Genomic DNA, 23,510 nt, shown 5'->3' on the forward strand with positions numbered 1-23,510 from the left:
ACTCTCTCGCCGGCAACGCTATCATGCCGTCTTCCGTCGGAAAACAGACGGAGGGAGAGGTGGCAGAGTGGTCGAATGCAACGGTCTTGAAAACCGTCGAGGATTTGCGTCCTCCGTGGGTTCGAATCCCACCCTCTCCGCCAATACAAGACCCCGCCGTATGGCGGGGTTTTTTTGTGGGGCATTGATCGCAGGCCTGCTCTGCGCCTTTGCGGTCCTCGGCGGCTGCGCGACTGCCCCGGCCGCACCGCCGACAGACCCGGTCGTGGCGTTCGCCGCGATCCCGCTGAACGGCCCGGGCAAGCCCCGGCTCCAGCGCGCCGATGAGGCACTCAATCCCGCTTCCGTGATGAAGCTCATTACCACCTACGCGGCGCTGGACCTGCTCGGGCCGGCGTTCCGCTGGAACACCTGGCTCTATACCGACGGCCATCAGGCGGGCGACGTGCTGCACGGCAATCTGTATCTGGTCTCCGGCGGCGACCCGTCGCTGAGCAGGGAGAGGCTCTGGAGCATGCTGGACGCGCTGCGCGGGCAGGGCATTCGCCAGATACAGGGTGATCTGGTGCTGGATGGCAGCTACCTGCGCCTGCCCGATGTCTGGCCCGGCTTTGACGACGATGGTGACAACCCCCACGCCCCGTATCTGGCATTGCCGCATCCGCTGCTGTCCCAGCTGAATCTGGTACAGGTGCGGGCGGAGGCGGACGCAGGCGTCATCCGCACCGCCATGACCCCCGCGCTGCCCGGCGTCACGCTGGTGGATAACCTGCGTGTCGGGCCGCCCCTGGCCCGCCCGGAGACGGATGACGCACCGATGGCGCGCTGCCCGCGCTCCGGTGCCCTGATTGGTCTGCCACGCCAGAATGATGCCGGAGAGTGGCAGATTCCACTGGACGGTGTGCTGCCTGAGGGGTGCGGCGTGCGGCGCCATCACGTGTTGGGGGCCGCAGATGAACACACAGCCGCGACCGTGCGTCATATCTGGCGGGGGCTGGGCGGTGAGATCAGCGGCGTTTACCGCACCGGGCAGCTACCTGCCGGCAGCCGCCTGGTAGCGGCAACGACCTCCGCCGATCTGGTGACGGTGATTCGCGACATCAACAAGCACAGCAATAACGTCATGACCCAGCAGCTGTTCCTGACCCTGGGGGCCCAGTATCGCCAGGCAGGTGACAGCGATGACCTGATGGCCGCCCGGCGCGTGATGCGGGAATGGCTGGCCCATAAAGGCCTGGATGTCGACAGCATCATCGTGGACAACGGATCAGGGCTGTCGCGCAGCGAGCGTGTGAGCCCACAGCAGTTGACCGTCTTGCTGGCGCAGGCGTGGCGCAGTCCCTGGGCGGCGGAATTTGCCAGCAGCCTGCCGTTGACCGGCATTGATGGCAGCATGCGCACGCGCGGCCGCGACATTGCCGGTCACGGTCATATCAAGACCGGCAGCCTGCGCGATGTGCGGGCGGTGGCCGGTTACCTGCGTGACCAGCGTGGCACCACCTGGGCCGTGGCGGCGATCATCAACGATGCCGATGCCCGCCGTCATCAGTGGCGCCTGGACCAGTGGCTCAACGATATTGTGGTATCGCGCTGAGTGCCGCGGCCGGAAACGTCTGGAGCAGCGTATCCGCGATCGCCTCCGTGCGTTGCAGGGCGGCATTTACCGAGGCGGCCAGTAGCTCACCCCCATCCTCCTGATGCTCCACCGCCACGGTACGCAGGTCACTGATACCGATGAATTCCAGCGCGGTGCGCACGCTGGGTTCGAGGTGGTTCATATGGGCATAGGGGCCGCCGGGCTCCATGCCATGCCCGCCGCGTGACGAGATGAGTACCGCAACACGCGGGCGGTCGCTCAGCAATGGCGAGAAAGGCGCGTCTGGATTACCCGGGTCGATGACCACCGTGCGGCCCTGACGAATCACATTATCAATCCAGGCCTTGAAACCGGACGGTGCGCTGAAGTTGTACAAGGGCACGCCGAGCACCAGAATATCCGCGGCCACCAGTTCATCGATCAAGGCGTCACTCTCCGCCAGTGTGTCCACCATCCAGGGCTGCCAGGCCTCTTCCGGGGCAAACGCCGCTTCAATCCAGGCATGGCTGACCGGCGTTGGCGGGGTAATGCCAACGTCACGATAAATGACCTCGTCGTCGGGGCGGGCGGCATGCCAGCGCGAGACAAAGTGGTCGGTCAGGCGGCGGGTGTGGGAGCCGTGAACGTCGATGCCGGCGCGGCCGGGGCGGGCGCTGGCGTCCAGATGCAGAATGCGGGTCATGGGGCTTCTCCGTGTTGAGCAGATGGTGGGGGATTTGACACTGCCATGCATGTGCACAGATCATCCATGAATCTGGAGAGGGCCGACAAACGATGAATATTGCACGCTATGACAAAAAATAACTCATCCATGCACGGTGCGCCCGTGGTGCCACGTCGCCTGCCGTCACTGGCGGCCCTGCGTGCGTTTGAAGCGGCAGCGCGACACCTCAGCGCCAAGCGGGCTGCGCAGGAGCTGTCGGTCTCGGCGACCGCCATCAGCCATCAGGTACGCCAGCTTGAAGAATCCCTCGGCGTGGCCTTGTTTGTCCGCAAGCCGCGTCAGCTGCTGCTGACCCGTGAAGGCAGTCTGCTGCTGCCGGTGCTGACCGAGGCGCTGGATAACATGGCGGCGGTGGTGACGCGTCTGCGTGCACCGACCACACGGCAGGCGGTGACACTGTCGACCACCCCGGCGGTGGCGATGCGCTGGCTGCTGCCCTGGGTCTGTGTGCTGCGAGACCAGCATCCCACGCTCGACCTGAGCATCCATGCCACCCATGAGCCGGTGTCGCTGGATGGCGTCACCACCGACATGGCGATTCGCTATGGCAGTGGCGAGTGGCCGGCGCTGGTGGCAGAGAAGTTGTTTGATAACGTCTTCGTGCCAGTCTGCAGCCCGGCGCTGGGTCTCCGGGACCCTGCCGGCCTGGCTCGTGTACCCCTGATTCATTTCGCGCCACGCAACGCCCAGAGCGTGCCGGCGGGGTGGAGCGAATGGCTGAAGCTGCTGCGGGCCGAGAGCGGGGAGGCCTTTCCCGCGGCGCTGGCGCAGATGGATAGCAACGCCGGGCTGGCGTTTTCTGATGAAACCCATGCCATTGCTGCCGTGCTGGCGGGGCAGGGTGTGGCGCTGATGAGTCAGGCGCTGGTCGCCGACGAACTCGCCAGTGGCCGTCTCGTTCAGCCGTTCGGCCCCGAGATGGCCGCCGACGCCTTCTATCTTGTGTATCCCCGGCAACGCGCGGATGATCCGCATATTCTGGCGGTGAGAACGTGGGTGATGTGGTTGCGTGACCGGTACCGCAGCGGCGAGCCGCTGCAATGCAGTGAGCAATACCTGTGATCAGTTCCGGGGGATGGTCCGCTGCGTCGTATCTGCTGCTGGTACTGCTGGGCGGCGGGATCGGCGCAATGGCGCGTCTTGCGCTGGTCACATACGCGGGTCGCCAGTGGGGCACGCTCTGGCCCTGGGGCATCTGGACGGCGAACATCGGCGGGGCATTGCTCGCTGGAGCGGTACTGGCGGTGATCAACAGCATGCCGGCAGCCTGGGGCAGTGCGCTGTGGTGGCTGTTACTGGTGGGGCTGCTGGGCAGCCTGACCACCGTGTCCTCCTTCAGCCTGCACACCTTGCTACTGTTTCGAGAGCATGGCCCCGGAGCGGCTGCCATCAATCTTGCGGTGTCTGTCGGCGGGTGCCTGGTGGCGACAGTGGTTGGCTTCCTGGGCACAGGGGCACTGCTGACGGGCCTGGGAGGTGGCGCGTGACCCGCCGTGATACCCCCACATGGCAACGCTACGCTGTGGTCTTTGCCGGCGGGGCACTGGGAGCAGGTGCCCGCTGTGGCCTGAGCCTGGCAAACATGCATCACAACGAGACGGCTATCTGGCCCTGGGTGATGCTGCTGATCATCAATGTGATCGGTTCACTGCTGATTGGTTTGTATGCCGCCGCCTGGAGCGGTCGTCATGCGCTGCGCGATCAGTTCGTGATGACAGGCCTGCTGGGCGGCTTTACCAGCTTCTCGCTATTCAGCCTGGAAAGCATGACCCTGTGGCAGGCGGGTATGCCGGGCATGGCATTGCTCTGTATTGGTGTCTCGGTGCCACTATGGCTGCTGGCTGTGGCCCTGGGGTATGCTTGGGGCCAGAAGGCAGCATCTGAGTCGGGGCGGCGCAATACTCAGCCATGAACACTCAGCCATGAATACCCAGCCGGAAGCACGGCACGCCAAGGTATGACACGTCAGGGAATGACAACACCGTATTGAGGGAGAACTCCATGATCAAGGTAATGGTGGTCGATGACCACGATCTGGTACGTACAGGCATCTCGCGGATGCTGGATGATGTCGAGGGCATCCGGGTTGTTGCCCAGGCGGACAGCGGCGAAGAAGCGGTGCGTCTGGCAAAGGAGCTGGAACCGGATGTGGTGCTCATGGACGTCAAGATGCCCGGCATGGGAGGCATGGAAGCAACGCGCAAGATGGTACGGGCCAACGATGCCATCCGGGTCATCGCGGTAACCGTGTGCGAGGAGGAGCCATTCCCCTCCCGGCTGCTGAAGGCTGGTGCAGTGGGGTATATCACCAAGGGCGCGGATTGCGAGGAGATGCTTCGGGCTATCCGGGTGGTGCATGTGGGCCAGCGCTATATCAGCCCGCACATTGCCCAGGCCATGGCGCTGAAGCCCTACAAGCCGGAAGCGACCCCGTTCGAATTGCTTTCCGAGCGTGAGCTGCAAATCATGATGATGATCGTCAACTGCCACAAGGTGCAGGATATTTCCGATAAACTCTGTTTATCGCCGAAAACGGTCAATACCTACCGCTACCGGATCTTCGACAAACTGGGTATCACCAGCGATGTCGAAATGACGCTGGTGGCAGTACGACACAGCATGCTGGAAACCGAACTCGCGGCCAGCTAGCCCGAAGTGACCAAACATGAAAAGTGAATCCGGTGCTGACACGACGTCAGTGAGCCGCTTCGATGCTGTTGCGTTCCTGCGTGATTGCAGCCGTCGCCCGGGCGTCTATCGCATGATGGATGCCGACGGCCGCGTGCTGTATGTGGGCAAGGCGCGGGATCTGCGGGCCCGCCTGAACAGCTACTTCCAGAAAAATGTCGAGGCCATCAAGACCCGGGCCATGGTGGCGCGGGTGGCGGCGGTCCAGACAACCGTGACCAATGACGAGACCGAGGCGCTGTTGCTGGAGCAGGCGCAGATCAAGGAATACCGCCCGCCCTACAACATCCTGCTTCGCGACGACAAATCCTATCCCTACATCCGCATTACCGTAGAGCAGACTTTTCCGCGGGTCGGCTTTCATCGTGGCAAACGACGTGAGGCAAGCCGCTACTTCGGCCCTTACCCGAGCGGCTCGAGCGTGCGCGAAGCATTGAGCACCGTGGAAAAAGTCTTCCAGTTACGTAATTGCCGCGACAGTTACTTCCGCAACCGCACACGTCCCTGCCTGCAGCATCAGATCAAGCGCTGCACGGCGCCCTGTGTCGGACTGGTGAGCGAAGCCGATTACGCCCGTCAGGTGCAACTGGCGATGGATTTTCTGGAAGGCAAGGATGATCAGGTTTCTGCCGCGCTGGAAGCGCGCATGACCGCCGCGGCCGAAGCGCTGGATTTCGAGCGCGCGGCAGAGTTGCGGGATCAGATTGCAGCCATTCGGTTGGTGCAGCAAAAACAATACGTGGATACCCAGCGCGGCGACGTGGATGTGCTGGTGGTGGAATGCCGCCATGGCCTGGCGGTGGTGGAGGTGTTGGTAGTGCGCCAGGGTCGTGTGCTGGGCCACCACAGCTACACGCCTCGCATTCGTGCAGAAGACGAAGAAGCCGATATTCTCGAGGCTTTTCTCGGCCAGTACTATCTGGGCGATAACGGCGACCAGGCGCTGCCAGCGGAAATTATTCTGGATCGCAAGGTCGAGGGTCTGGACGTGCTCGGCGAGGCGCTGAGGACCGCTCGCGGCCGCAAGGTGCGCTTTGCCACCTCGGTCCGCGGCGAGCGCCAGGCCTGGGTGAAGCTGGCCCGCGAAAACGCATTACAGACACTGACCGCCAAGCTCGCCAGCCGGGACAATATCAGCAAGCGTTACAGCGCACTGGCGCAACTGCTGGGGCAGCCGCAGCCCCCCGCACGCATCGAGTGCTTCGATATCAGCCATACCGGTGGCGAAAAAGCGGTGGCCTCCTGTGTGGTATTCGGCCCTGAGGGCGCCATAAAGGGCGATTATCGCCGCTTCAATGTTTCGCCGGCGCAGGGCGGCGATGACTATGCTGCGTTGGTGGAGGCGGTCACGCGGCGCTACGCCCGGGTCAGCAAGGAGGGCAAGCCGTTGCCGGACCTGTTGCTGATCGACGGCGGCAAGGGGCAGTTGCGCTACGTGCATGAAGCGCTGAGCGCCATCGGCCTGGGCGATATGCCGATGATGGGCATCAGCAAAGGACCGTCCCGGCGTGCCGGGCTGGAGGAGCTGCATCGCCCCGGTGGCGTGGTGCTGACGCCCGCAGCCGATGATCCGGCCCTGCATCTGCTGCAGCAGGTGCGCGATGAGGCGCACCGTTTTGCCATCACCGGGCACCGCGCCCGGCGTGGCAAACAACGCAGCGCCTCCACGCTGGAAGAAATTCCGGGTGTTGGCCCGAAGCGTCGACAGCAGTTGCTGAACCATTTCGGCGGCTTGCAACAGCTGCGCAATGCCTCGGTGGAATCTCTCGCGGGCGCACCGGGTATCAGCCGTGCGATGGCAGAAGCCATATATGCGTGGCTGCATGAGTGACCCGGATGCGGGTATACTCTGTGGCTTGTTGCGAGGAGCTGTTAATTGCATGCCTGATAATCCAAACCCGGCGCCACCCAGCCTGAACCTGCCCAATATCATGACCCTGGCGCGGTTGGCTTCCATCCCGGTATTCATGCTGGCCTTTTATATGCCGGGAGACTGGAGCGCGTGGATTGCCGCGGCCATCTTTGTTGCTGCGGGGATTACGGACATCCTGGATGGCTATCTGGCCCGGCGCATGCAGCTGACCAGCCGCTTTGGTGCCTTTCTGGACCCGGTGGCAGACAAACTGATGGTGGCTGCCGCCCTGGTGCTGCTGGTGCAGAATCACGCCACGGCCTGGATTGCGATACCGGCGGTGGTGATCATCTCCCGCGAGATTGCGGTGTCGGCACTACGAGAATGGATGGCGGAGATCGGCGCGCGTGCCAAGGTGTCAGTGAGCTGGCTGGGCAAGGTGAAGACGGTGGTGCAGATTGCCGCCATTACTGCCTTGCTGGTACAGACCCCGGGCAAGACCAAGGCAGGCGAGTTGCTGATGACGCCGTTCCTGTGGTTCTCCTACAGCCTGCTGTACATTGCCATGGCGCTGACGCTGTGGTCGATGATGAGTTATCTGCGTGCCGCATGGCCGCAGTTGTGGCCAAAGCGCCACAAGGGCTGAAGTGGTCCGAGGAAGTGGCCAAAGTTTGTGCGGTCAGCCACCACAGGTGTAATGTTGGCTTGACAGCAGGGTAGCCTGCGGTAGAATCCTCGCCGCTGCAGCGGGTTCATGTCGGGCAGCAGACAGATCAAGCGGGAATAGCTCAGTGGTAGAGCACAACCTTGCCAAGGTTGGGGTCGCGAGTTCGAATCTCGTTTCCCGCTCCAGATTGCCAGCCTCGGGATCACCGGGGTTTTTTGTTTCAGGCGCGGTGGCAGAGTGGTTATGCAGCGGACTGCAACTCCGTAAACGCCGGTTCGATTCCGACCCGCGCCTCCATCTTCTTTTCCCGGCTTCGCTGTGTTTTGAAGCCGTGTACCACGCCGACACCGTCGGCACCTGCCTCACCCGGCCCGGGTGGCGAAATTGGTAGACGCATGGGACTTAAAATCCCTTGTCCTTCGGGACGTGCCGGTTCAAGTCCGGCCCCGGGCACCAATTAAATCAAAGGGTTATGGTGTCACCCCAAGCTGGGAGCATGTGCAGACACCTCGGATTACCTGATTCCTGCCTAGTATGGTGCCTAGTTATCGCTTGGGGCCATCGCCTGCCTCGACTTCTGTTTTCATGATCTGCTCCGTCTTGCGCTCCACCTGACTGCGCTCAGCAGGCCTGGGTGCTCTCCAGAAGGCATACCAACAGCACGTTTGGCATGTACACGCAGGTGATCGGTGATCCTGAGCGGGGTGGCATCACTCTGGTCGATGTTCCCAGAGTAGGTGAGAGCGAGACCAGAGACATTGAGTACATCAAGATGTATAGGCGCCTGATACCTGAGCTGGACTTCGTCCTTTGGACGATCAAAGCAGACGAGCGCGCCTAATTCTGCCACCGTGCGGGCCTACCGCGAGGTCGTGATGCCATTCGAGAATCAGTGCCCTGTTGTCTTTGTCATCACGCATGCGGATAAGATTGAAATAGGCCCGGCGCCAGGCAACTGGACAGCCTAGCGATAGCATAGATAAAGTTGATCGTGTATATCTATATATCCCTTTGTTGGTAGCGCATTCAAGGGGCGTACCCGCCTCAAGTAGGGCGAGTCCCATAGCTCAATTACGCAGCCGGGTCGACTTTGCACATTTGCGACCTCCGGATTTGTGAGGTGAGGGCGGCCCTAGGCTATCGGGGAGAGTAGTTGGGTGCCCGCTGTTCTGGCTTTGGAATAGTCTGTATCCTAGGGACACGAGGCTGCTGCGAAGCTTGCAAAACCACAACTTATGCTAATTAGATGGTCGCTGTCGGGTGGCCATGCCCCTCGGCGGCTTGTTATTTTTTGTTTGTATTCAGTAAGATACAAGCGCAATAAAGCGCGAGTCATGCTCGGGGGGCGCGTTAGAGCATCATAACCTTAAGATACGAAAACATGCGAAGTGGGAAACGGATGGAAAAGTTGGCCTGTGTCGATCTTTTTTGTGGTGCAGGTGGGTTAACGCATGGCTTTGTGAAAGAAGGTCTGCCGGTCGTTGCCGGTATTGATATGGACCCGGCCTGTAGGTATCCATACGAGGCCAACAACAATGCTAGGTTTATTGAGGCAGATATCGCGTCCGTGAAGCCAAAAGAGCTCCTCGCTCTGTATCAGGAGGCTAGTGTGAGGATTCTGGCCGGCTGCGCGCCGTGTCAGCCGTTTTCTTCATACGCGCAGCGCTACGATGAGAAGCGCGACGGCAAGTGGAGCTTGCTTTATGAGTTCGCTCGGTTGGCAAAAGGCGCAAAGCCCGATGTCATCACTATGGAAAACGTACCTAAATTGATTCGTCATGAGGTGTTTCTAGATTTTGTGGCGACTTTGGAAGGGCTTGGTTATAAAACTTGGTTCAAAGTAGTCGATAGTACTTATTATGGTGTTCCTCAGACGAGAAAGCGCTTAGTTATGCTTGCTTCGCGGCATGGCGAGATTTGTCTGGAAGAGCCTACGCATCCCATTCCTAAAACTCTTCGTCAGGCTATTGGGCGACTCATGCCATTGCAGGCTGGTGAGGCGTCGCCAAGAGATCCGATGCATGTTGCGGCTACCTTAACCCCGCTGAATCTCAAACGAATAAAAGCGTCTCGTCCAGGTGGGACTTGGCGTGATTGGCCCAAGAGCTTGGTCGCGGATTGTCACAAAACGGAACAAGGGAAAAGCTTTCCCAGTGTTTACGGAAGGATGGAATGGGATAAGCCCGCCCCAACTATGACGACCCAGTGCTACGGTTTCGGAAATGGTCGATTCGGCCACCCAGATGAGGGTCAGCATCGGGCTATTTCACTGCGAGAAGCAGCTATTATTCAGAGTTTTCCCAAGGATTATAAATTCGTGAGAAATCGCGATGATATCAACTTCAGAGTTCTTGGTCGGCTCATCGGGAACGCGGTTCCCGTTGGCTTGGGGCGGGCTATCGCTCGAAGTATCAGGGGGCATTTGGTTGAATGTGGGCTGGCTTAGAGACCAAATAAAAAAAGATACTTCAAGGGATCGACATGCAGACTAAGGAAGATGGAAAAGGCCATCACATTTTTGGAGTGCCTGAGCCTGGGCAATTGGTCGAAGTTAGAACGCGCCAGTGGATTGTATCTGATATTTCCGTATCCTCATTTTCCGGGCATCATGAGGTTCGAGATGCCGCAGGCGCGTACGCCGTAAAGAATACCAAGCAAAGCCCGTCAAGCCACGGCAAGTATCTTGTATCACTCGACTCAATTGACGAGGACGGCCTTGGAGAGTCACTTGAGGTAGTCTGGGATATAGAGCCAGGTGCTCATGTAATTGAGAGGGCGGGGTTACCCGCCATTTCTGGGCAGGATGACTCGATTACACTCGAATCTTTCTTAGATGCAGTGCGATGGGGCGCCGCCACCAATGCAGATCGAGGATTCTTGCAGGCACCTTTCCGCAGTGGCGTCAGCATCGAAGACTTCCAGCTTGATCCTCTGGTGCGCGCCATCGACATGGCCCGCGTCAACCTGCTCATCGCCGACGACGTCGGCTTGGGCAAGACCATCGAAGCGGGGCTGGTCATCCAGGAGATGCTACTCCGGCACCGCGCCCGCACTGTCTTGATCATCTGCCCCGCTTCGCTCCAGGAGAAGTGGCGTGTCGAGATGCTGGAGAAGTTCGGCCTTGAATTCCGTGTGGTCGACACTGCCTACATCAAGCAATTGCGGCGCGAACGCGGCATCCACGCCAACCCGTGGACATCTCATCCGCGCCTCATCGCCTCAATGGACTGGGTAAAGAGTGGCGAGGGGCTACGCGCTATGCGCGACGTCCTGCCGCCCCATGCCGACCATCCGCGAAAATTTGATCTACTGGTCGTCGACGAAGCGCACAATATCGCCCCCGCCGCCGGTGCTCACTACGCCCTTGAGAGTCAGCGGACGCGCTTCATCCGCGCGATCAGTCCGCATTTCCAGCATCGCCTTTTCCTGACCGCGACGCCACACAATGGCTACACCGAGTCGTTCACCTCACTGCTGGAGTTGCTGGACGACCAGCGCTTCGCCCGGAATATCCTCCCCGACGAGAAGCAGTTGAGCCAGGTGATGATCCGTCGCTTGAAGAGCGATCTCGTGGATGCCGACGGCAAACCGCTGTATGCCCAGCGCAAGCTGCAGGCGTTGGCGGTCCCTTACACGGATGAGGAACGGGATATCCACCAGAAGCTGAACGATTACTGTGCCAGCCGCGAAAAGGACGCGGAGAAGACCGGCAGCACCTTCGGTACTTCATTCGTCAACCAGCTGCTCAAGAAGCGCCTGTTCTCGTCACCCGCCGCGTTCGCATCCACGCTCGAGAAACACATCGCTTCACTGTCGAATGGCCCCAAGCCCAAGGCACAAGACGCCATGGCCGAGCGCATCCTGCGCAGAGCCATCCTGAAAGCAGACGAGGATTACGCCAACGACCAGGAAGTCGAGAATGCTCAATCGGAGGCCGTCGAGGAGGCGTCACGCCGATCCCATCCGCTGACGCGAGAGCAACAACAGATGCTGGCCGACTTGAGGCAATGGGCTCAGCGCGCCAAGAACCAGACCGATTCCAAGGCCAGAGCCATCCTCGATTGGCTCTCAGCCAATCTGAAACCGGAAGGCCACTGGAACGATCGCCGGGTGATCCTGTTTACTGAATACCGCACCACCCACCAGTGGATGCACGAGATCCTCGCCAGCCATTGCTTCGGCGGCGAACGACTCGGCCTGCTCCACGGAGGACTCACTCAGGACGAGCGTGAGCCCGTCAAAGCAGCCTTCCAGGCATCTCCCAAGGATTCCCCCGTCCGCATCCTGCTCGCCACCGATGCAGCCTCCGAAGGTATCGACCTGCAGAACCACTGTAACTGCCTCATCCACCTGGAGATCCCCTACAACCCCAACGTGATGGAGCAGCGCAACGGGCGTATCGACCGTCACGGACAACGCGAGAAAGAGGTGCTGATCTGGCACCCCGTCGACGGTGGTGGCAAAAGCCATGCATCGGTCGGTGGCCATGGTGACGACATTCTGCGTGCGCTGCGCAAACTAGAGTCGATGCGCGCCGACATGGGCAGCGTCAATCCGGTCATCGCGCCCCAGATGTCCGGGCTCATCGAAGGCTCGCTGAAGGATCTGGACACCCGCCTCGCGGAGGCCAAGATTGCCAAGGCCAGGCGCTTCGTGCGCGCCGAACGCGAGCTGAAAGAGCGCGTCGCCAAGCTCCATGAACGACTTCTCGCCACCCAGCAGGATTTTCACCTCACGCCCGATCACATCCAGATGGCGGTGAAGACTGGTCTCGCGCTGGCGGGCCGCCCCCCGTTGGAACCCGTCGCCCTCGCAGATGCACCCCAAGGCAGCGCATTCAGGATGCCACCCCTCTCGGGATCATGGGCGCGCTGTCTGGAGGGCCTGCGTCACCCGCATACCCAGCAGATACGCCCGATCACCTTCGACCACGCTGTGGCCAAGGGGCGAGACGATGTCGTGTTGGTCCACCTGAATCATCGACTGGTGCAGATGTGCCTGCGGCTGTTGCGCGCCGAGGTCTGGGCGCAGGATGACGTGAAGAAACTCCATCGCGTCACCGTGCGCACATTGCCGGATGGCAGCATTGAGGGTCCGGCTGTGGTCGTCATCTCGCGGCTGGTCATCACCGGTGGCAACCACCATCGCCTTCACGAGGAACTGACCGTCTCGGGCGGCTATCTGCGCGATCAGTCGTTCCGGCGCGAAGAGGGCGTCACGCGTGTCCAGCAGTGGCTTGACGAGGCGCAGCCCATCACTGCGAACGATTCGCTGTTCGATGCCCTTCGGGTGCGCTTCGATCGCACTCGACCCGCCATCCTCCAAGCGGTTGATGCCCGTTCTAAAGATCGACTCAAGTTTCTGGCTAACACGCTGCAGACTCGCAAGCAACGAGAGATGGACGATATCGGCGCCGTGCTTGATGAGTTGGGGCAGGCTATCCAGAGTGAATTGAGAAAGGACCAGCAGCCAGAGCAGATGGCTCTCTTCACAGAAGACGAGAGAACCCAGCTCAGGCGCGATACCGCCGCGCTGGAGGCGCGCCTCGCGCGAATTCCGACCGAGCGCAACCAGGAGGTCAAGGCCATTGAGGCCCGCTATGCCAAGCTTGATGATCGCACCTTTCCGGTCGCCGTCGTCTTCCTGGTTCCCGAATCAGCCATGAAAGGGGGGGCGGTATGAGCAATCACGATCTGCACCACGACTGGCTGGCGCTGATCGAGATTTCCGGCCCGTTCCTCGCCGTCCCCGTTCTCAGGGAGGCCTTTCCCCAAGGCCTGGAAGAGCTCGACGGAACCAAGCGCAAGCGGTTACGTCAGGCCTACGAGGAATGGCGTGAGGCGCAGGAGACGGACGACCCGCAGTTCGACGAATTGCACGCCGCCTGGATCGATGAGGTGCTGGCGCGCGGGCTGGAACTTGATGAGGATGGCAAAGGCGACGTGCTGAAGCGCGCCGACTGGTGTGCGGCCAACCTGAGTGCCGCCCTGCCAGCGCATGGCGTCATGCTTGCTCCAGATCTCGCCGTCATTGACGAGCAACGGGCCAACAAACCGCTGATGCTCATCCACACCTACGGCCAGCGCGTCGACCTCGATGCCACCCTGAAGCAGGATGGATGGGCCGCCACCCCGGCCGATCGCATGGTTCAGTTGTGCCGCGCCATTGGTTGCCGCCTCGGGCTGGTGACCAATGGCGAGCGCTGGATGCTGGTCGACGCCCCAGTAGGCGCCGTCACCACCTTCGCCAGCTGGTACGCTCGCATCTGGAGCCAGGAGCTCATCACCCTGCAAGCCTTTGTGCATCTGCTGGGCATTCGTCGCTTCTTCGTCGATGAAGCCGAGCAACTGCCGGCACTGTTCGACCGCTCGCTGAAGTATCAGGACGAAGTCACCGACGCCCTAGGTGAGCAGGTGCGGCGCGCGGTCGAAGTGCTGATCCAGGCGCTCGACAAGGCCGACCAGGACCGAGATCGCGAGTTGCTGCGCGACGTGAAGGAGGCCGTGCTCTACGAGGCCGCACTGACGGTGATGATGCGGCTGGTGTTTCTGCTCTCCGCTGAGGAGCGTGGCTTGCTGTTGCTCGGCGATGAACGCTACGAGGCCAACTACGCGCTCTCGACCCTGCGCATGCAATTGCGCAAGGAATCCGAGGAGATCCTTGAGCGCCGCTGGGATGCCTGGTCGCGCCTGCTGGCGATCTTCCGCGCCGTTTTCGGAGGCATAGAACACGAGAACCTGCGCCTGCCCGCGCTGGGTGGCTCGCTGTTCGACCCGGATCGCTTTCCTTTCCTCGAGGGGCGCGCCAAGGGCTCCGACTGGCGCACTGACACGGCCAAGCCGCTGCCGATCGACAACCGCACCGTGCTGCTGTTGCTTGAGGCCATTCAGCAGTTCCAGGGCCGAACACTGTCCTACCGCGCACTGGATGTCGAACAGATCGGCTACGTGTATGAGGGCTTGCTGGAGCGTACCGTCAAGCGAACCGCCGAGGTCACGCTGGAGCTGGATGGCACCAAGAATGCCAAGGAGCCCTGGGTCAAGTTGGCTGAACTGGAATCCGCCCGCCTTGACGGCGCCGAACGTCTAGCTGAATTGCTTCAGGAACGCTCCGGTAGCTCAGCCAGCCGAGTGTGCAACGATCTGGCGAAGCCAGTCGACGACACCCTTGCCGACCGTCTGCTGGCCGCCTGCCATGGGGATACCAGCCTTCGTAACCGCATCAAGCCCTTTGTCCATCTGGTGCGCACCGATCCATGGGGTTATCCGTTGGTCTATCCCGCCGGGGCGTTCATCGTCACCACCGGCTCCGACCGGCGCGAGACCGGCACCCACTACACTCCGAAATCGCTCACCGAGGCCATCGTTACCGAGACCCTGACGCCGATCGCCTACGTGGGACCGGTAGAAGGAGCCCCGCGTAAACAGTGGATGTTGAAGTCGCCCGCCGAACTGCTGGACCTGAAGATCTGCGACCCGGCCATGGGCTCAGGCGCGTTCCTGGTGCAGGCTTGCCGCTGGCTGGCTGATCGCTTGATTGAGGCTTGGTCACTGGCCGAAGGCAGTGGAAAGGCGGTGAGCGTGGATGGCGAGGTGCTGGATGCTCCCGACACCAAGGAGTCTCTGCCTCGCGACACCGAGGCCCGCACCGTGATCGCCCGCCGTCTCATCGCCGAGCGCTGTCTGTATGGCGTAGACCTGAATCCCCTGGCGGTCGAACTCGCCAAGCTCTCCATCTGGCTAGTGACGCTGGCTAAGGGACGCCCCTTTGGCTTCCTCGACCACAACCTACGCTGTGGCGACAGCCTGCTCGGCATCCATCGTCTCGATCAGCTCACCGAGCTCTCAATGGTGCTGACCGGGAAAGGCCAGCAACGCTTGTTCGGGCAGAACATCCAGCAGGCGGTTCGCGAAGCGATCAAGCTGCGGCAGCGACTGCGCGCGATGCCGATCCGGGACATCCGTGATGTCGAAGCCATGGCAAGCCTAGATACCGATGCGCGCCAAAAGCTCGAAGTACAGGAGCGCATCGCCGATGCGTTCATTGGAGAAGTTTTCGCGTCAGGGGGTAATAACACGGCATTGGAAAGCGCGCTGGCGTCGCTGGCCGTTCAGGCCGGACAGGCAATACACGGTGACCGAGAGGCGCTCGCGTTGATTAGCCGGAGATCGGTCGCCACGCTCTCGACCGATCTGCCCGCCGACAAGCCCGCGCGGCGACCTTTCCATTGGCCGCTGGAGTTCCCGGAAGTGTTCACCATAGAGCAAAGGGGATTTTCCGCCTTCGTCGGCAACCCTCCGTTTCTTGGCGGAAAACGCATCAGCACAGTTATGGGGACTACGTTTAATGCTTATCTCGCAAATACACATTTAGGCGCGAGCAAGAATACTGATCTGGTGGCTCATTTTTTTCGCCGTACTTTCGATACCCTACGGGATGAGGGATGCTTAGGCCTCCTTGCTACCAACACGATTGCCGAAGGTGACACCCGGCAGGGTGGTCTGGAGTGGCTACTCAAACATGGCGCAACGATATATGCCGCCTGGCCCAATGAGCCTTGGCCCGGCTCTGCTGCAGTGGTTACCAGCCGCATCCACATATACAAGGGTGATTGGCGTGCTACTCGGTCATTACTTGGCCACCCTGTAACCCATATCTCAGCATACCTTTCCAGCCAAGAGGACTGGAGCCCAAAGCGGCTGAAGTCTAACGAGGGAAAAGCTTATATCGGCTCGCTTCTCAATGGTATCGGCTTTGTATTGGATGAGCCAGAAGCCAAAAGACTCATCAATGAAGATTCAAAATATGCCGAGGTAGTTCTTCCTTACCTCAATGGCCAAGATCTCAACACTGATCCCGAACAAAAGCCTAGCCGCTGGGTGATCAATTTTTGGGATTGGCCTGAGGATCGCGCACGGCAGTACGAAAAAGCCATGGAGATTGTATTTGGCAGAGTCAAGCCGCATCGGGATCAAGTAAGCGCCGCCAAGAAGAGGGTACGGGAAAAGTGGTGGCTATATGAAGCATCTGCAAAGGAGCTTTACCACACCATAGGCCGTGGCCACTTTTTTGAGAAACATCCAGAAGGTTGGGATGCCAGCTCGCCTGCCAGGCAACGAGTACTGGCGCTGACACGCGTGAGCAAGACATTGGCTTTCTCCTTTATCAGCTCCGATTCAATTTTTTCTGAACAAACCGTCATATTTCCCCTTGATCAGGGATCTGATTTTGCGTTGTTGCAATCAAACATACACGCAGTATTTGCCTGGCAACACAGTTCGCGAATGAAAAGCGACCTGAGATATGGACCGTCTGATGCGTTAGAGCCATTCCCTTTTCCCTCAGATTTTCAGAGTACGTCAGGTGACGACCTAGACGCCATTGGCAAACAGTTCCATCAAGAGCGCATTGATGTCATGCGGGCAGACCATGTCGGCCTGACCAAACTCTACAACCGCTTCCATACTGAAACCGAGATCGATCAACGCATTGAGGCGTTGCGTGCATTACAACGCCAAATGGACGTCGCCGTCGCGCACGCTTATGGTTGGGACGACCTAGACCTTGGTCACGGTTTCCATGAAGTGCCATATCTGCCAGAGAACCACCGAGTTCGATTCACCATTTCAGAGTCTGCGCGTGTCGAAGTGCTGCGACGGCTGTCGGAGTTGAACCGACAGCGTTATGAGGAAGAGGTCGCCAGAGGCTTGCACGGAGCCAAAACTACAGGATCGGCGACCCGCGCCCCACGCAATATGCGCACCGGGGGCGGAGCCTCATCACAGCCCTCATTCGACTTTAATGCCAGCCCGGTCAACGAGGGCAACTACCTCAAGGCTGCCGAACCGCGCCCCCAGTATCAGGCAGACCCAGTACCCGCCGTCGTCGAATACCTTAAGACCCATTCCGGATGGCACGCCAAGTCTGACATCGTCTCCGCCATCGACATCACAGACGGGCAATGGAGCGCCGCGATCGCCGAGCTTATCGCGGATAACAGGATTGAGCGCCAGGGTGAAAAGCGCGGAGCGCGTTATCGAGTAGTGACCGAAGGGGCGAAAGAATGAAAGAGTATCAACTGAATGTCGATCCGCGCATCTTGGAACTGCTCGGCCCGAATCTCTACACGAACATTTACTACGTGCTGGCGGAGTTGATTGCCAATGCGTATGACGCAGACGCAAAGAACGTCTACATCATTGCCAATAAGGACGATATCAGGGTTGAAGACGATGGCCACGGCATGTCCTACGAGAAGGGTGATATCACCAATTATCTAAATGTTGCTGGCGTTTCACGCATCAAAGAAGCCGACTCGTTCTCCAAGTCCGGAGCTCGCCGAAAAATGGGTCGCAAGGGCGTAGGAAAGCTGGCGGCGCTGTCGGTCTCCGAGAATGTCGACATCCTGACCGTGGCAGACGGCGAGAAGTCGGGATTCGTCCTTTCTCGCCATCCAGATGAAGGCAGCAAGCTCCGGGCCATTGCCGACGCCGACATCAAGTTTGATCATGTCCAAGAGCATGGCTCCGCCATCGTGATGCGCAACCCGCAATACAGACTCCACAAGACGCTTGCAGCCGTAAAGCGCAATCTGCTGAAGATTTTCCCCTTGATCAATACTGATTTTCGCATCCACGTCATCAGGGGGCAGGAATCCGAGATCATCGATGATTTCGACAGAAACGTGATGGCGGAGCTCGGCACGCTGATCGCGCTTGGCGATGAGTATTCGCCATTGATCGACCTTGTACCAGATATCTATCCACAAAGGCGAATGGACCTGGTCGCCAGCAGGGACGAGAAAGCCATTCCCCTGGTCATGAAGGACAACGAAGGGGGCGAGCACGAATACACCCTTCAGATCGCCGGTTGGATCGGGACATACAAAACGACACGAGGCCGCAAGGCCGAGATGTCGGATTTTCCTGACAACTTCATCTCGCTGTTCGCGAACAAAAAGATGGGAGAGTTCAATATCCTACCTGTCGTTGGCCAGAACAAGTTGAATGAGGTTTATGTCGTTGGGCAACTACACGTCGACTTATTCGAGATGACCGAACTGCCAGATATGGCATTGAGCAACCGTCAGGGATACAAATCTGACGATCCGCGATATATCGCAGTCCTGGACTATGTGAGGAAGGAACTGCTGGCAGAGATTCTGAGAAAGCGAGAAATTTTCACGGACATAGGAAAAACGAAGAAGAAGCAGAAAAAGCAAGACGAACAAAAAGGCAATGAGGAGCGGCTCCGTCGCAATGTCGATGCCTTCCGCAGGAAGGCAAGCGAAGAAGCCGCCAACAACCTCCTGGGCCTTGGCTCTGGTTTGTCTCGCGAAGCGATCGAAGGTGCCATCACAAAATCTATAAACGACAATAGCCCAGACCTTGGGCTGAAGTCGCTCATTGATTCCCAGAAGAAAAAGATACTCATCAGTCAGACGTATCCTGATAAACCGTTCGCCGACATCATTTATCAGATGCTCCTGCACAACAACGTGCCAGCCGAGGATATCCTGTATACGAATTGTGACAATGAAATCTGCCGCGTACCGGAAGGCAGAGGTGTTTACGACTATTTAAGAGAGTTTTTCGTAGAGAGCTATTCGGCCCAGAAAATATTCGTCCTTTTCGTGACGAGCGAGAACACCAAGGTTTCGTGGGGCGCAATCACGGAAGTGGGCGCGTCCTGGATTACTCAGGTCGACCATAAGATCTTCAATGTTCATCCGTTCAGACCCGAGCATCCTCTGAATGATGAGGTGCAGTGGCAAAGCACCAACCGCGAGGAACCAACCAGAGGCGAGCTTTGGATGATTCCACTGAACGCGGATGTTTTCTGCCAGAAGATCGAAGCAGTTTGTGACGCGCTGGGGTATGAGAAGAAGGCCAGAGCAGACAACAAGGCGTACCTCGGGACGCTAATTCCTATTCGAAGCGCCTGAGGGAACCTGGCATGGCACACAACACAAGACCCAACGCATGGATCGCCATAGATCACGGCCTTGGCGTCGACCACAGGCTCGCACCCTACATCTTGGTTCTGAAGGGTGAGCGCTCCTTCTACCAGGCCATCGCGGAGGGCGACTGGGTCTTGGTCCTGAGCCCGGCCGGAAACATCACCCGTGTCGGGCGTGTACTGAGGGTCCGTTCCGATCTCAAGACTACTACGCTCTATTTCGACCGACTGCTGTCGGTCACCGAGCCCGTCTTAATCGGCCTCAGCGCACTCACACCACCGTCCTCGGGCAGTGTGGGGCGCATCCAATGGACCGATTTCGTCGAAGCCCTGCCCAGGACGCTACACAAGACGATCACCGAGGTGCCGACGGTCGGTGCTGACGCTCATTCACCCCAGTATCAGCAGGAACTCGCCTACATCCGCGAATTACTGCAACTGGCCGTGATGGACGATCTGCTTGGCCCGGCTGGCGGTCCTCATGAGCGGATCGTCGACATGGGTGTGCGGGATCGCTATCTGGTGGGCAAGCTCGCTCCGCGTGAGGCGGCACAGGGTGGCATCGAAGGGCTCGAAGGGCCACTGGCAAACTTCGAGGTCGAAGAGCCCACCGACCCGAAGGCGCCCGGCCAGCATGAACCCGGTGCGGAGTTCGGCACGGCGACGGGGCGTGTCGAGCCCGAATCCGATGCGGCAGACGAGATCGACGCGGCTAGCAATCAGTCGCTGGTGCCGAGTAGCCTCGGCATGACCTTTTGCGTGGATGGCGACGCCGAGCGGATTGAGATTGAGGTGCACTGGGGTCGCTATGAGCGCAGCGATGAGCACGAAATCTTCCGCACCCGCAAGAACAAGGAGACCGGTGCCGAGGAGCAGACCAGGGCGAAGGTATGGCAGCGCATCCCCTGCGGCGGCAAGCTGGTGCTGCCGCTCAGCGAAGGCGTGATTCCCCATCAGGCGCCGGACAAGAGCTATCCCGAAGTGCGGGTGCAAGGCTCCGTGCGTGCCAAGAACGCGAATGGTGACCGCTTAGTGACGCTGTTCCTGGTCAATGCCCAGGAGGAACCCGAGACCAACCGCGAGTCCGCCTGGGTGTTCCAGCCGGAGCTGATCGTTCGATCGGAAGCTGAAGCCCCCAAGCGCGCCGTCTTCCGTCGCCGCCCCGTACTGGATGCGGACGGCATGGACCCGGAGCGTGAATCGCTGGAGATGATCTACCGCAACCGGGTGGAGTTCGCGGTGGGTCATGGCGTCGCCGTCCATGCCGAAACGGCGGATGACGTGACGCTGGCCACCGAGGTGCGCACCACCGTCATGCCGCAGTACGAGGTGCAGGTCACCGAGACACCGGGTCTCGATCCCGCCGACCGACCGGTGATGAAGGAAATGGTGAGCAGTGGTCTGCTCGACATGCAGCGCCTCGCCACCTTGGACATTGATCCTCTGGTCGACGCCCTGAACCTGCTGACCAAGGATTACGCCGCGTGGATCGACGAGCAGCGCGCTCGAGTTGGTGCCGACGTGCTCGGCTATGACGCCCAGGCCCGACAGGCGATGGATCGATGCCAGGAGATCCACACGCGTCTGCAGCAGGGCATTGATACTCTCAAGAGCGACGAGAGAGCGCTGGCAGCTTTCCGTTTCGCAAACCGGGCGATGGCCACACAGCGCGTGCGTAGTCAGTACGCGCTCGAAATCCGGCGCGGCAAGGACGTCACCGTCGACCAGTTCGACGTGCTGAAGAACCGCAGCTGGCGCCCGTTCCAGTTGGCCTTCCTGCTGCTGTCGATCCCATCGCTGGCCGACCCCGCACACCCTGATCGCGTGCAACCGGTTGAAGCCTATGCCGACTTGCTCTGGTTCCCCACCGGTGGTGGCAAGACGGAGGCGTACCTGGGTGTCGCCGCCTTCACCATGGCCGTTCGGCGCATGCAGGGCAATCTTGGCGGTTACGACGGATCACGCGGTCTGGCCGTGATCATGCGTTACACCCTGCGCCTGCTGACGCTGCAGCAGTTCCAGCGTGCCACGGCACTGATCTGTGCGATGGAGGTGCTGCGACGTGAGGCGCTGGCCAAGGGGGACGAGTCGCTCGGTACCGAACCCTTCACCATCGGACTGTGGGTGGGCAACAAGGTGACGCCCGGTACGACTGAGGACAGTCATCGGGCGATTGAGGACATCCGCAACCCTGGTAGGTATAACGCTGGGGCGGCGTCTCCCGCGCAACTGACCAGTTGCCCTTGGTGTGGCTCGGAAGTCGCTCCGGGGCGAGACGTGGAGGTCGACAAGGGGCAAGGGCGCACTCTCGTCTACTGTGGTGACAAGAAAGGCCGTTGTGACTTCTCGAAGGGCAAGTCCAGCAAGCTCCCTCACCCGGGCATCCCGGTGTTAGTCGTGGACGAGGAGATCTACCACCGTCCCCCGACGATGATGATCGCCACCGTGGACAAGTTCGCCATGATGGCGTGGCGGGGCCAAGTGCGTACTCTGTTCGGTCGGGTCGGCCAGGAATGCGAGCGGCACGGCCTGTTATGGCCAGGCGCGGACTGTAATGGCAATCACCAAGCTGGCAGGGGACTCGGTGCCGCCAAGGTCAAGAATATCAGCCCGATCCGACCGCCGGATCTGATCATCCAGGACGAGTTCCACCTGATCAGTGGGCCGCTCGGCACCATGGTTGGCCTGTACGAGACGGCCGTGGACGAACTGTGCGGCTGGAAGTTTGGCGAACGTATGGTGAAGTCGAAGATCATCGCGTCGACCGCCACGGTGCGTAAGGCCCGCGAGCAAGTGAACAACGTCTTCATGCGCCAAGTGTCGGTGTTCCCGCCGCATGGGCTGGACGTGGAGGACAACTACTTCTCTGTCCAACGCCCCATTGAGGACAAGCCGGGACGGCGCTACCTTGGGATCTGCTCTCCCGGAAGTTCACGACCTGCGATGTTGATTCGCGTCTACACGGCATTCCTGACTGCTGCTCAGGCGTTGTTCGACCGCTTCGGCGAGCCCGCAGACCCCTACATGACCATGGTCGGCTACTTCAACTCGCTGCGAGAACTGGGGGGCATGAAGCGCTTGGCCGAGGACGATGTGCAGACGCGTTCCTACCGGGTACAGATGAGCATGGTCGAGCGGCCCGCGCTCGCGCAACGCAGCGTCAGCAATATTTGCGAGCTGACCTCGCGGGTTTCCAGCCAGGACATCCCGAAGTACCTCGACAACCTCGAGGTGAAGTTCAAGTCCGAGTTCGATGCCGTAGCCGGCAAATACGTGACCAAGTGGCAAGAGGGCGACACCCGGGCGATCGACGTGGTGCTGGCCACCAACATGCTGTCGGTGGGGGTGGACGTCAATCGGCTGGGACTGATGGCGGTCAATGGCCAGCCCAAGGGCACGGCGGAGTACATCCAGGCCACCAGCCGAGTGGGGCGTTCCTTCCCCGGATTGGTCTGCACCGTGCTCACCTGGGCACGACCACGCGACCTCTCGCACTACGAGACCTTCGAGCACTACCATGCCACCTTCTACAAGCACGTCGAAGCGCAGTCGGTGACACCCTTCTCGCCGCGCGCGATGGACCGTGGCCTGACCGGCTCGCTGCTGAGCCTGATGCGCCTGGAGAACGATACGTTCAGCCCCAACGAGGGGGCAGGCAAGTTGGACAAGTCAGATCAGAGCGAGATCACTGAGGCCATCAATGTGCTCGTCAAACGGGCATGGAACGTCAGCGAGCTGTCCAGCACTAAGAGCCTGGCCGAACAGGAGCTCAAGGAGCGCGCGGACGAGTGGGCGAAGGAAGTGAGCAAGGGCGGCCGGATCTTGGGCTATGAGAAGCGGGGTCCCGAGAAGGACAAGACGGTTGCATTGATCAAGTCGCCTGGCATCCACGCGTGGGATAACTGGACCGTACCCATGTCAATGCGCGAGGTGGAGCCTGGCGTGCGCCTTATCATGAACACGAGCCATATCACGGACGATCACGACTGGAGACCTCGTCCAGCGACAAAGGATGAGGATTGAA

13 protein-coding genes and 4 tRNA genes are annotated in these 23,510 nt (G+C 60.1%); 16 read left to right on the forward strand and 1 reads right to left on the reverse strand.

The annotated features are described in order from the left end of the window. Nucleotides 1-53 precede the first annotated feature (53 nt). Together K8B33_RS01860 and dacB are read left to right on the forward strand one after the other, a co-directional pair. Nucleotides 54-143: transfer RNA gene (locus tag K8B33_RS01860), tRNA-Ser, on the forward strand. Nucleotides 144-160: 17 nt separating this feature from the next. Beyond that, nucleotides 161-1,594, forward strand: a complete 1,434-nt coding sequence (gene dacB / locus K8B33_RS01865; RefSeq protein WP_223422654.1) for a D-alanyl-D-alanine carboxypeptidase/D-alanyl-D-alanine endopeptidase — start codon at nt 161-163, stop codon at nt 1,592-1,594. Here dacB and K8B33_RS01870 read toward each other — a convergent pair. Next, nucleotides 1,569-2,279, reverse strand: coding sequence for an FMN-dependent NADH-azoreductase (locus tag K8B33_RS01870; protein WP_223422656.1), 711 nt, complete (start codon nt 2,277-2,279; stop codon nt 1,569-1,571). The two genes, dacB and K8B33_RS01870, sit on opposite strands and share 26 nt — an antisense overlap. A 108-nt stretch (nt 2,280-2,387) precedes the next feature. On the opposite strand from K8B33_RS01870, the gene K8B33_RS01875 reads away from it, so the two are divergent. The 14 genes from K8B33_RS01875 (at nt 2,388) to drmA (ending at nt 23,509) form a co-directional block, all read left to right on the forward strand. After that, a complete protein-coding gene (locus K8B33_RS01875; RefSeq protein ID WP_263284481.1) occupies nt 2,388-3,383 on the forward strand; it encodes a LysR substrate-binding domain-containing protein in 996 nt (331 codons plus the stop codon). Beyond that, the gene (locus K8B33_RS01880; protein WP_223422658.1) at nt 3,380-3,808 is read left to right on the forward strand and encodes a fluoride efflux transporter FluC; all 429 of its coding nucleotides are present in this window, start codon (nt 3,380-3,382) and stop codon (nt 3,806-3,808) included. The genes K8B33_RS01875 and K8B33_RS01880 overlap by 4 nt, the downstream gene beginning before the upstream one ends. After that, nucleotides 3,805-4,233, forward strand: coding sequence for a fluoride efflux transporter FluC (locus K8B33_RS01885; RefSeq protein ID WP_223422660.1), 429 nt, complete (start codon nt 3,805-3,807; stop codon nt 4,231-4,233). The genes K8B33_RS01880 and K8B33_RS01885 overlap by 4 nt, the downstream gene beginning before the upstream one ends. A gap of 89 nt (nt 4,234-4,322) precedes the next feature. Then, the gene (uvrY, locus tag K8B33_RS01890; protein WP_223422662.1) at nt 4,323-4,970 is read left to right on the forward strand and encodes a UvrY/SirA/GacA family response regulator transcription factor; all 648 of its coding nucleotides are present in this window, start codon (nt 4,323-4,325) and stop codon (nt 4,968-4,970) included. 16 nt (nt 4,971-4,986) lie between these two features. Beyond that, nucleotides 4,987-6,840 (forward strand): excinuclease ABC subunit UvrC, encoded by a 1,854-nt coding sequence (gene uvrC, locus K8B33_RS01895; protein ID WP_223422664.1) that lies wholly within the window; start codon nt 4,987-4,989, stop codon nt 6,838-6,840. A gap of 49 nt (nt 6,841-6,889) precedes the next feature. Then, nucleotides 6,890-7,507: a CDP-diacylglycerol--glycerol-3-phosphate 3-phosphatidyltransferase gene (pgsA, locus tag K8B33_RS01900; protein WP_223422667.1), complete on the forward strand. Its 618-nt coding sequence runs from the start codon at nt 6,890-6,892 to the stop codon at nt 7,505-7,507. A gap of 131 nt (nt 7,508-7,638) precedes the next feature. Next, nucleotides 7,639-7,713 (forward strand) — tRNA-Gly (locus K8B33_RS01905). Between the two features lie 38 nt (nt 7,714-7,751). Then, nucleotides 7,752-7,825, forward strand: a tRNA-Cys gene (locus K8B33_RS01910). 72 nt (nt 7,826-7,897) lie between these two features. Next, nucleotides 7,898-7,984 (forward strand) — tRNA-Leu (locus K8B33_RS01915). A gap of 943 nt (nt 7,985-8,927) precedes the next feature. After that, nucleotides 8,928-9,974 (forward strand): DNA cytosine methyltransferase, encoded by a 1,047-nt coding sequence (locus K8B33_RS01920; RefSeq protein WP_223422669.1) that lies wholly within the window; start codon nt 8,928-8,930, stop codon nt 9,972-9,974. A gap of 35 nt (nt 9,975-10,009) precedes the next feature. Next, nucleotides 10,010-13,210, forward strand: coding sequence for a DISARM system SNF2-like helicase DrmD (drmD, locus tag K8B33_RS01925; protein ID WP_223422671.1), 3,201 nt, complete (start codon nt 10,010-10,012; stop codon nt 13,208-13,210). Next, nucleotides 13,207-17,595: an Eco57I restriction-modification methylase domain-containing protein gene (locus K8B33_RS01930; RefSeq protein ID WP_223422673.1), complete on the forward strand. Its 4,389-nt coding sequence runs from the start codon at nt 13,207-13,209 to the stop codon at nt 17,593-17,595. Before drmD ends, K8B33_RS01930 begins: the two co-directional genes overlap by 4 nt. After that, nucleotides 17,592-19,472, forward strand: coding sequence for an ATP-binding protein (locus K8B33_RS01935; RefSeq protein WP_223422675.1), 1,881 nt, complete (start codon nt 17,592-17,594; stop codon nt 19,470-19,472). The genes K8B33_RS01930 and K8B33_RS01935 overlap by 4 nt, the downstream gene beginning before the upstream one ends. Before the next feature lie 11 nt (nt 19,473-19,483). After that, on the forward strand, nt 19,484-23,509 hold the full coding sequence (gene drmA, locus K8B33_RS01940; protein WP_223422677.1) for a DISARM system helicase DrmA: 4,026 nt from the start codon (nt 19,484-19,486) through the stop codon (nt 23,507-23,509). The last annotated feature ends 1 nt before the right edge of the window (nt 23,510 follow it).

The sequence above is a fragment of the Alcanivorax limicola genome (assembly GCF_019931215.1).
GTDB classification, from domain to species: Bacteria; Pseudomonadota; Gammaproteobacteria; order Pseudomonadales; family Alcanivoracaceae; genus Isoalcanivorax; species Isoalcanivorax limicola.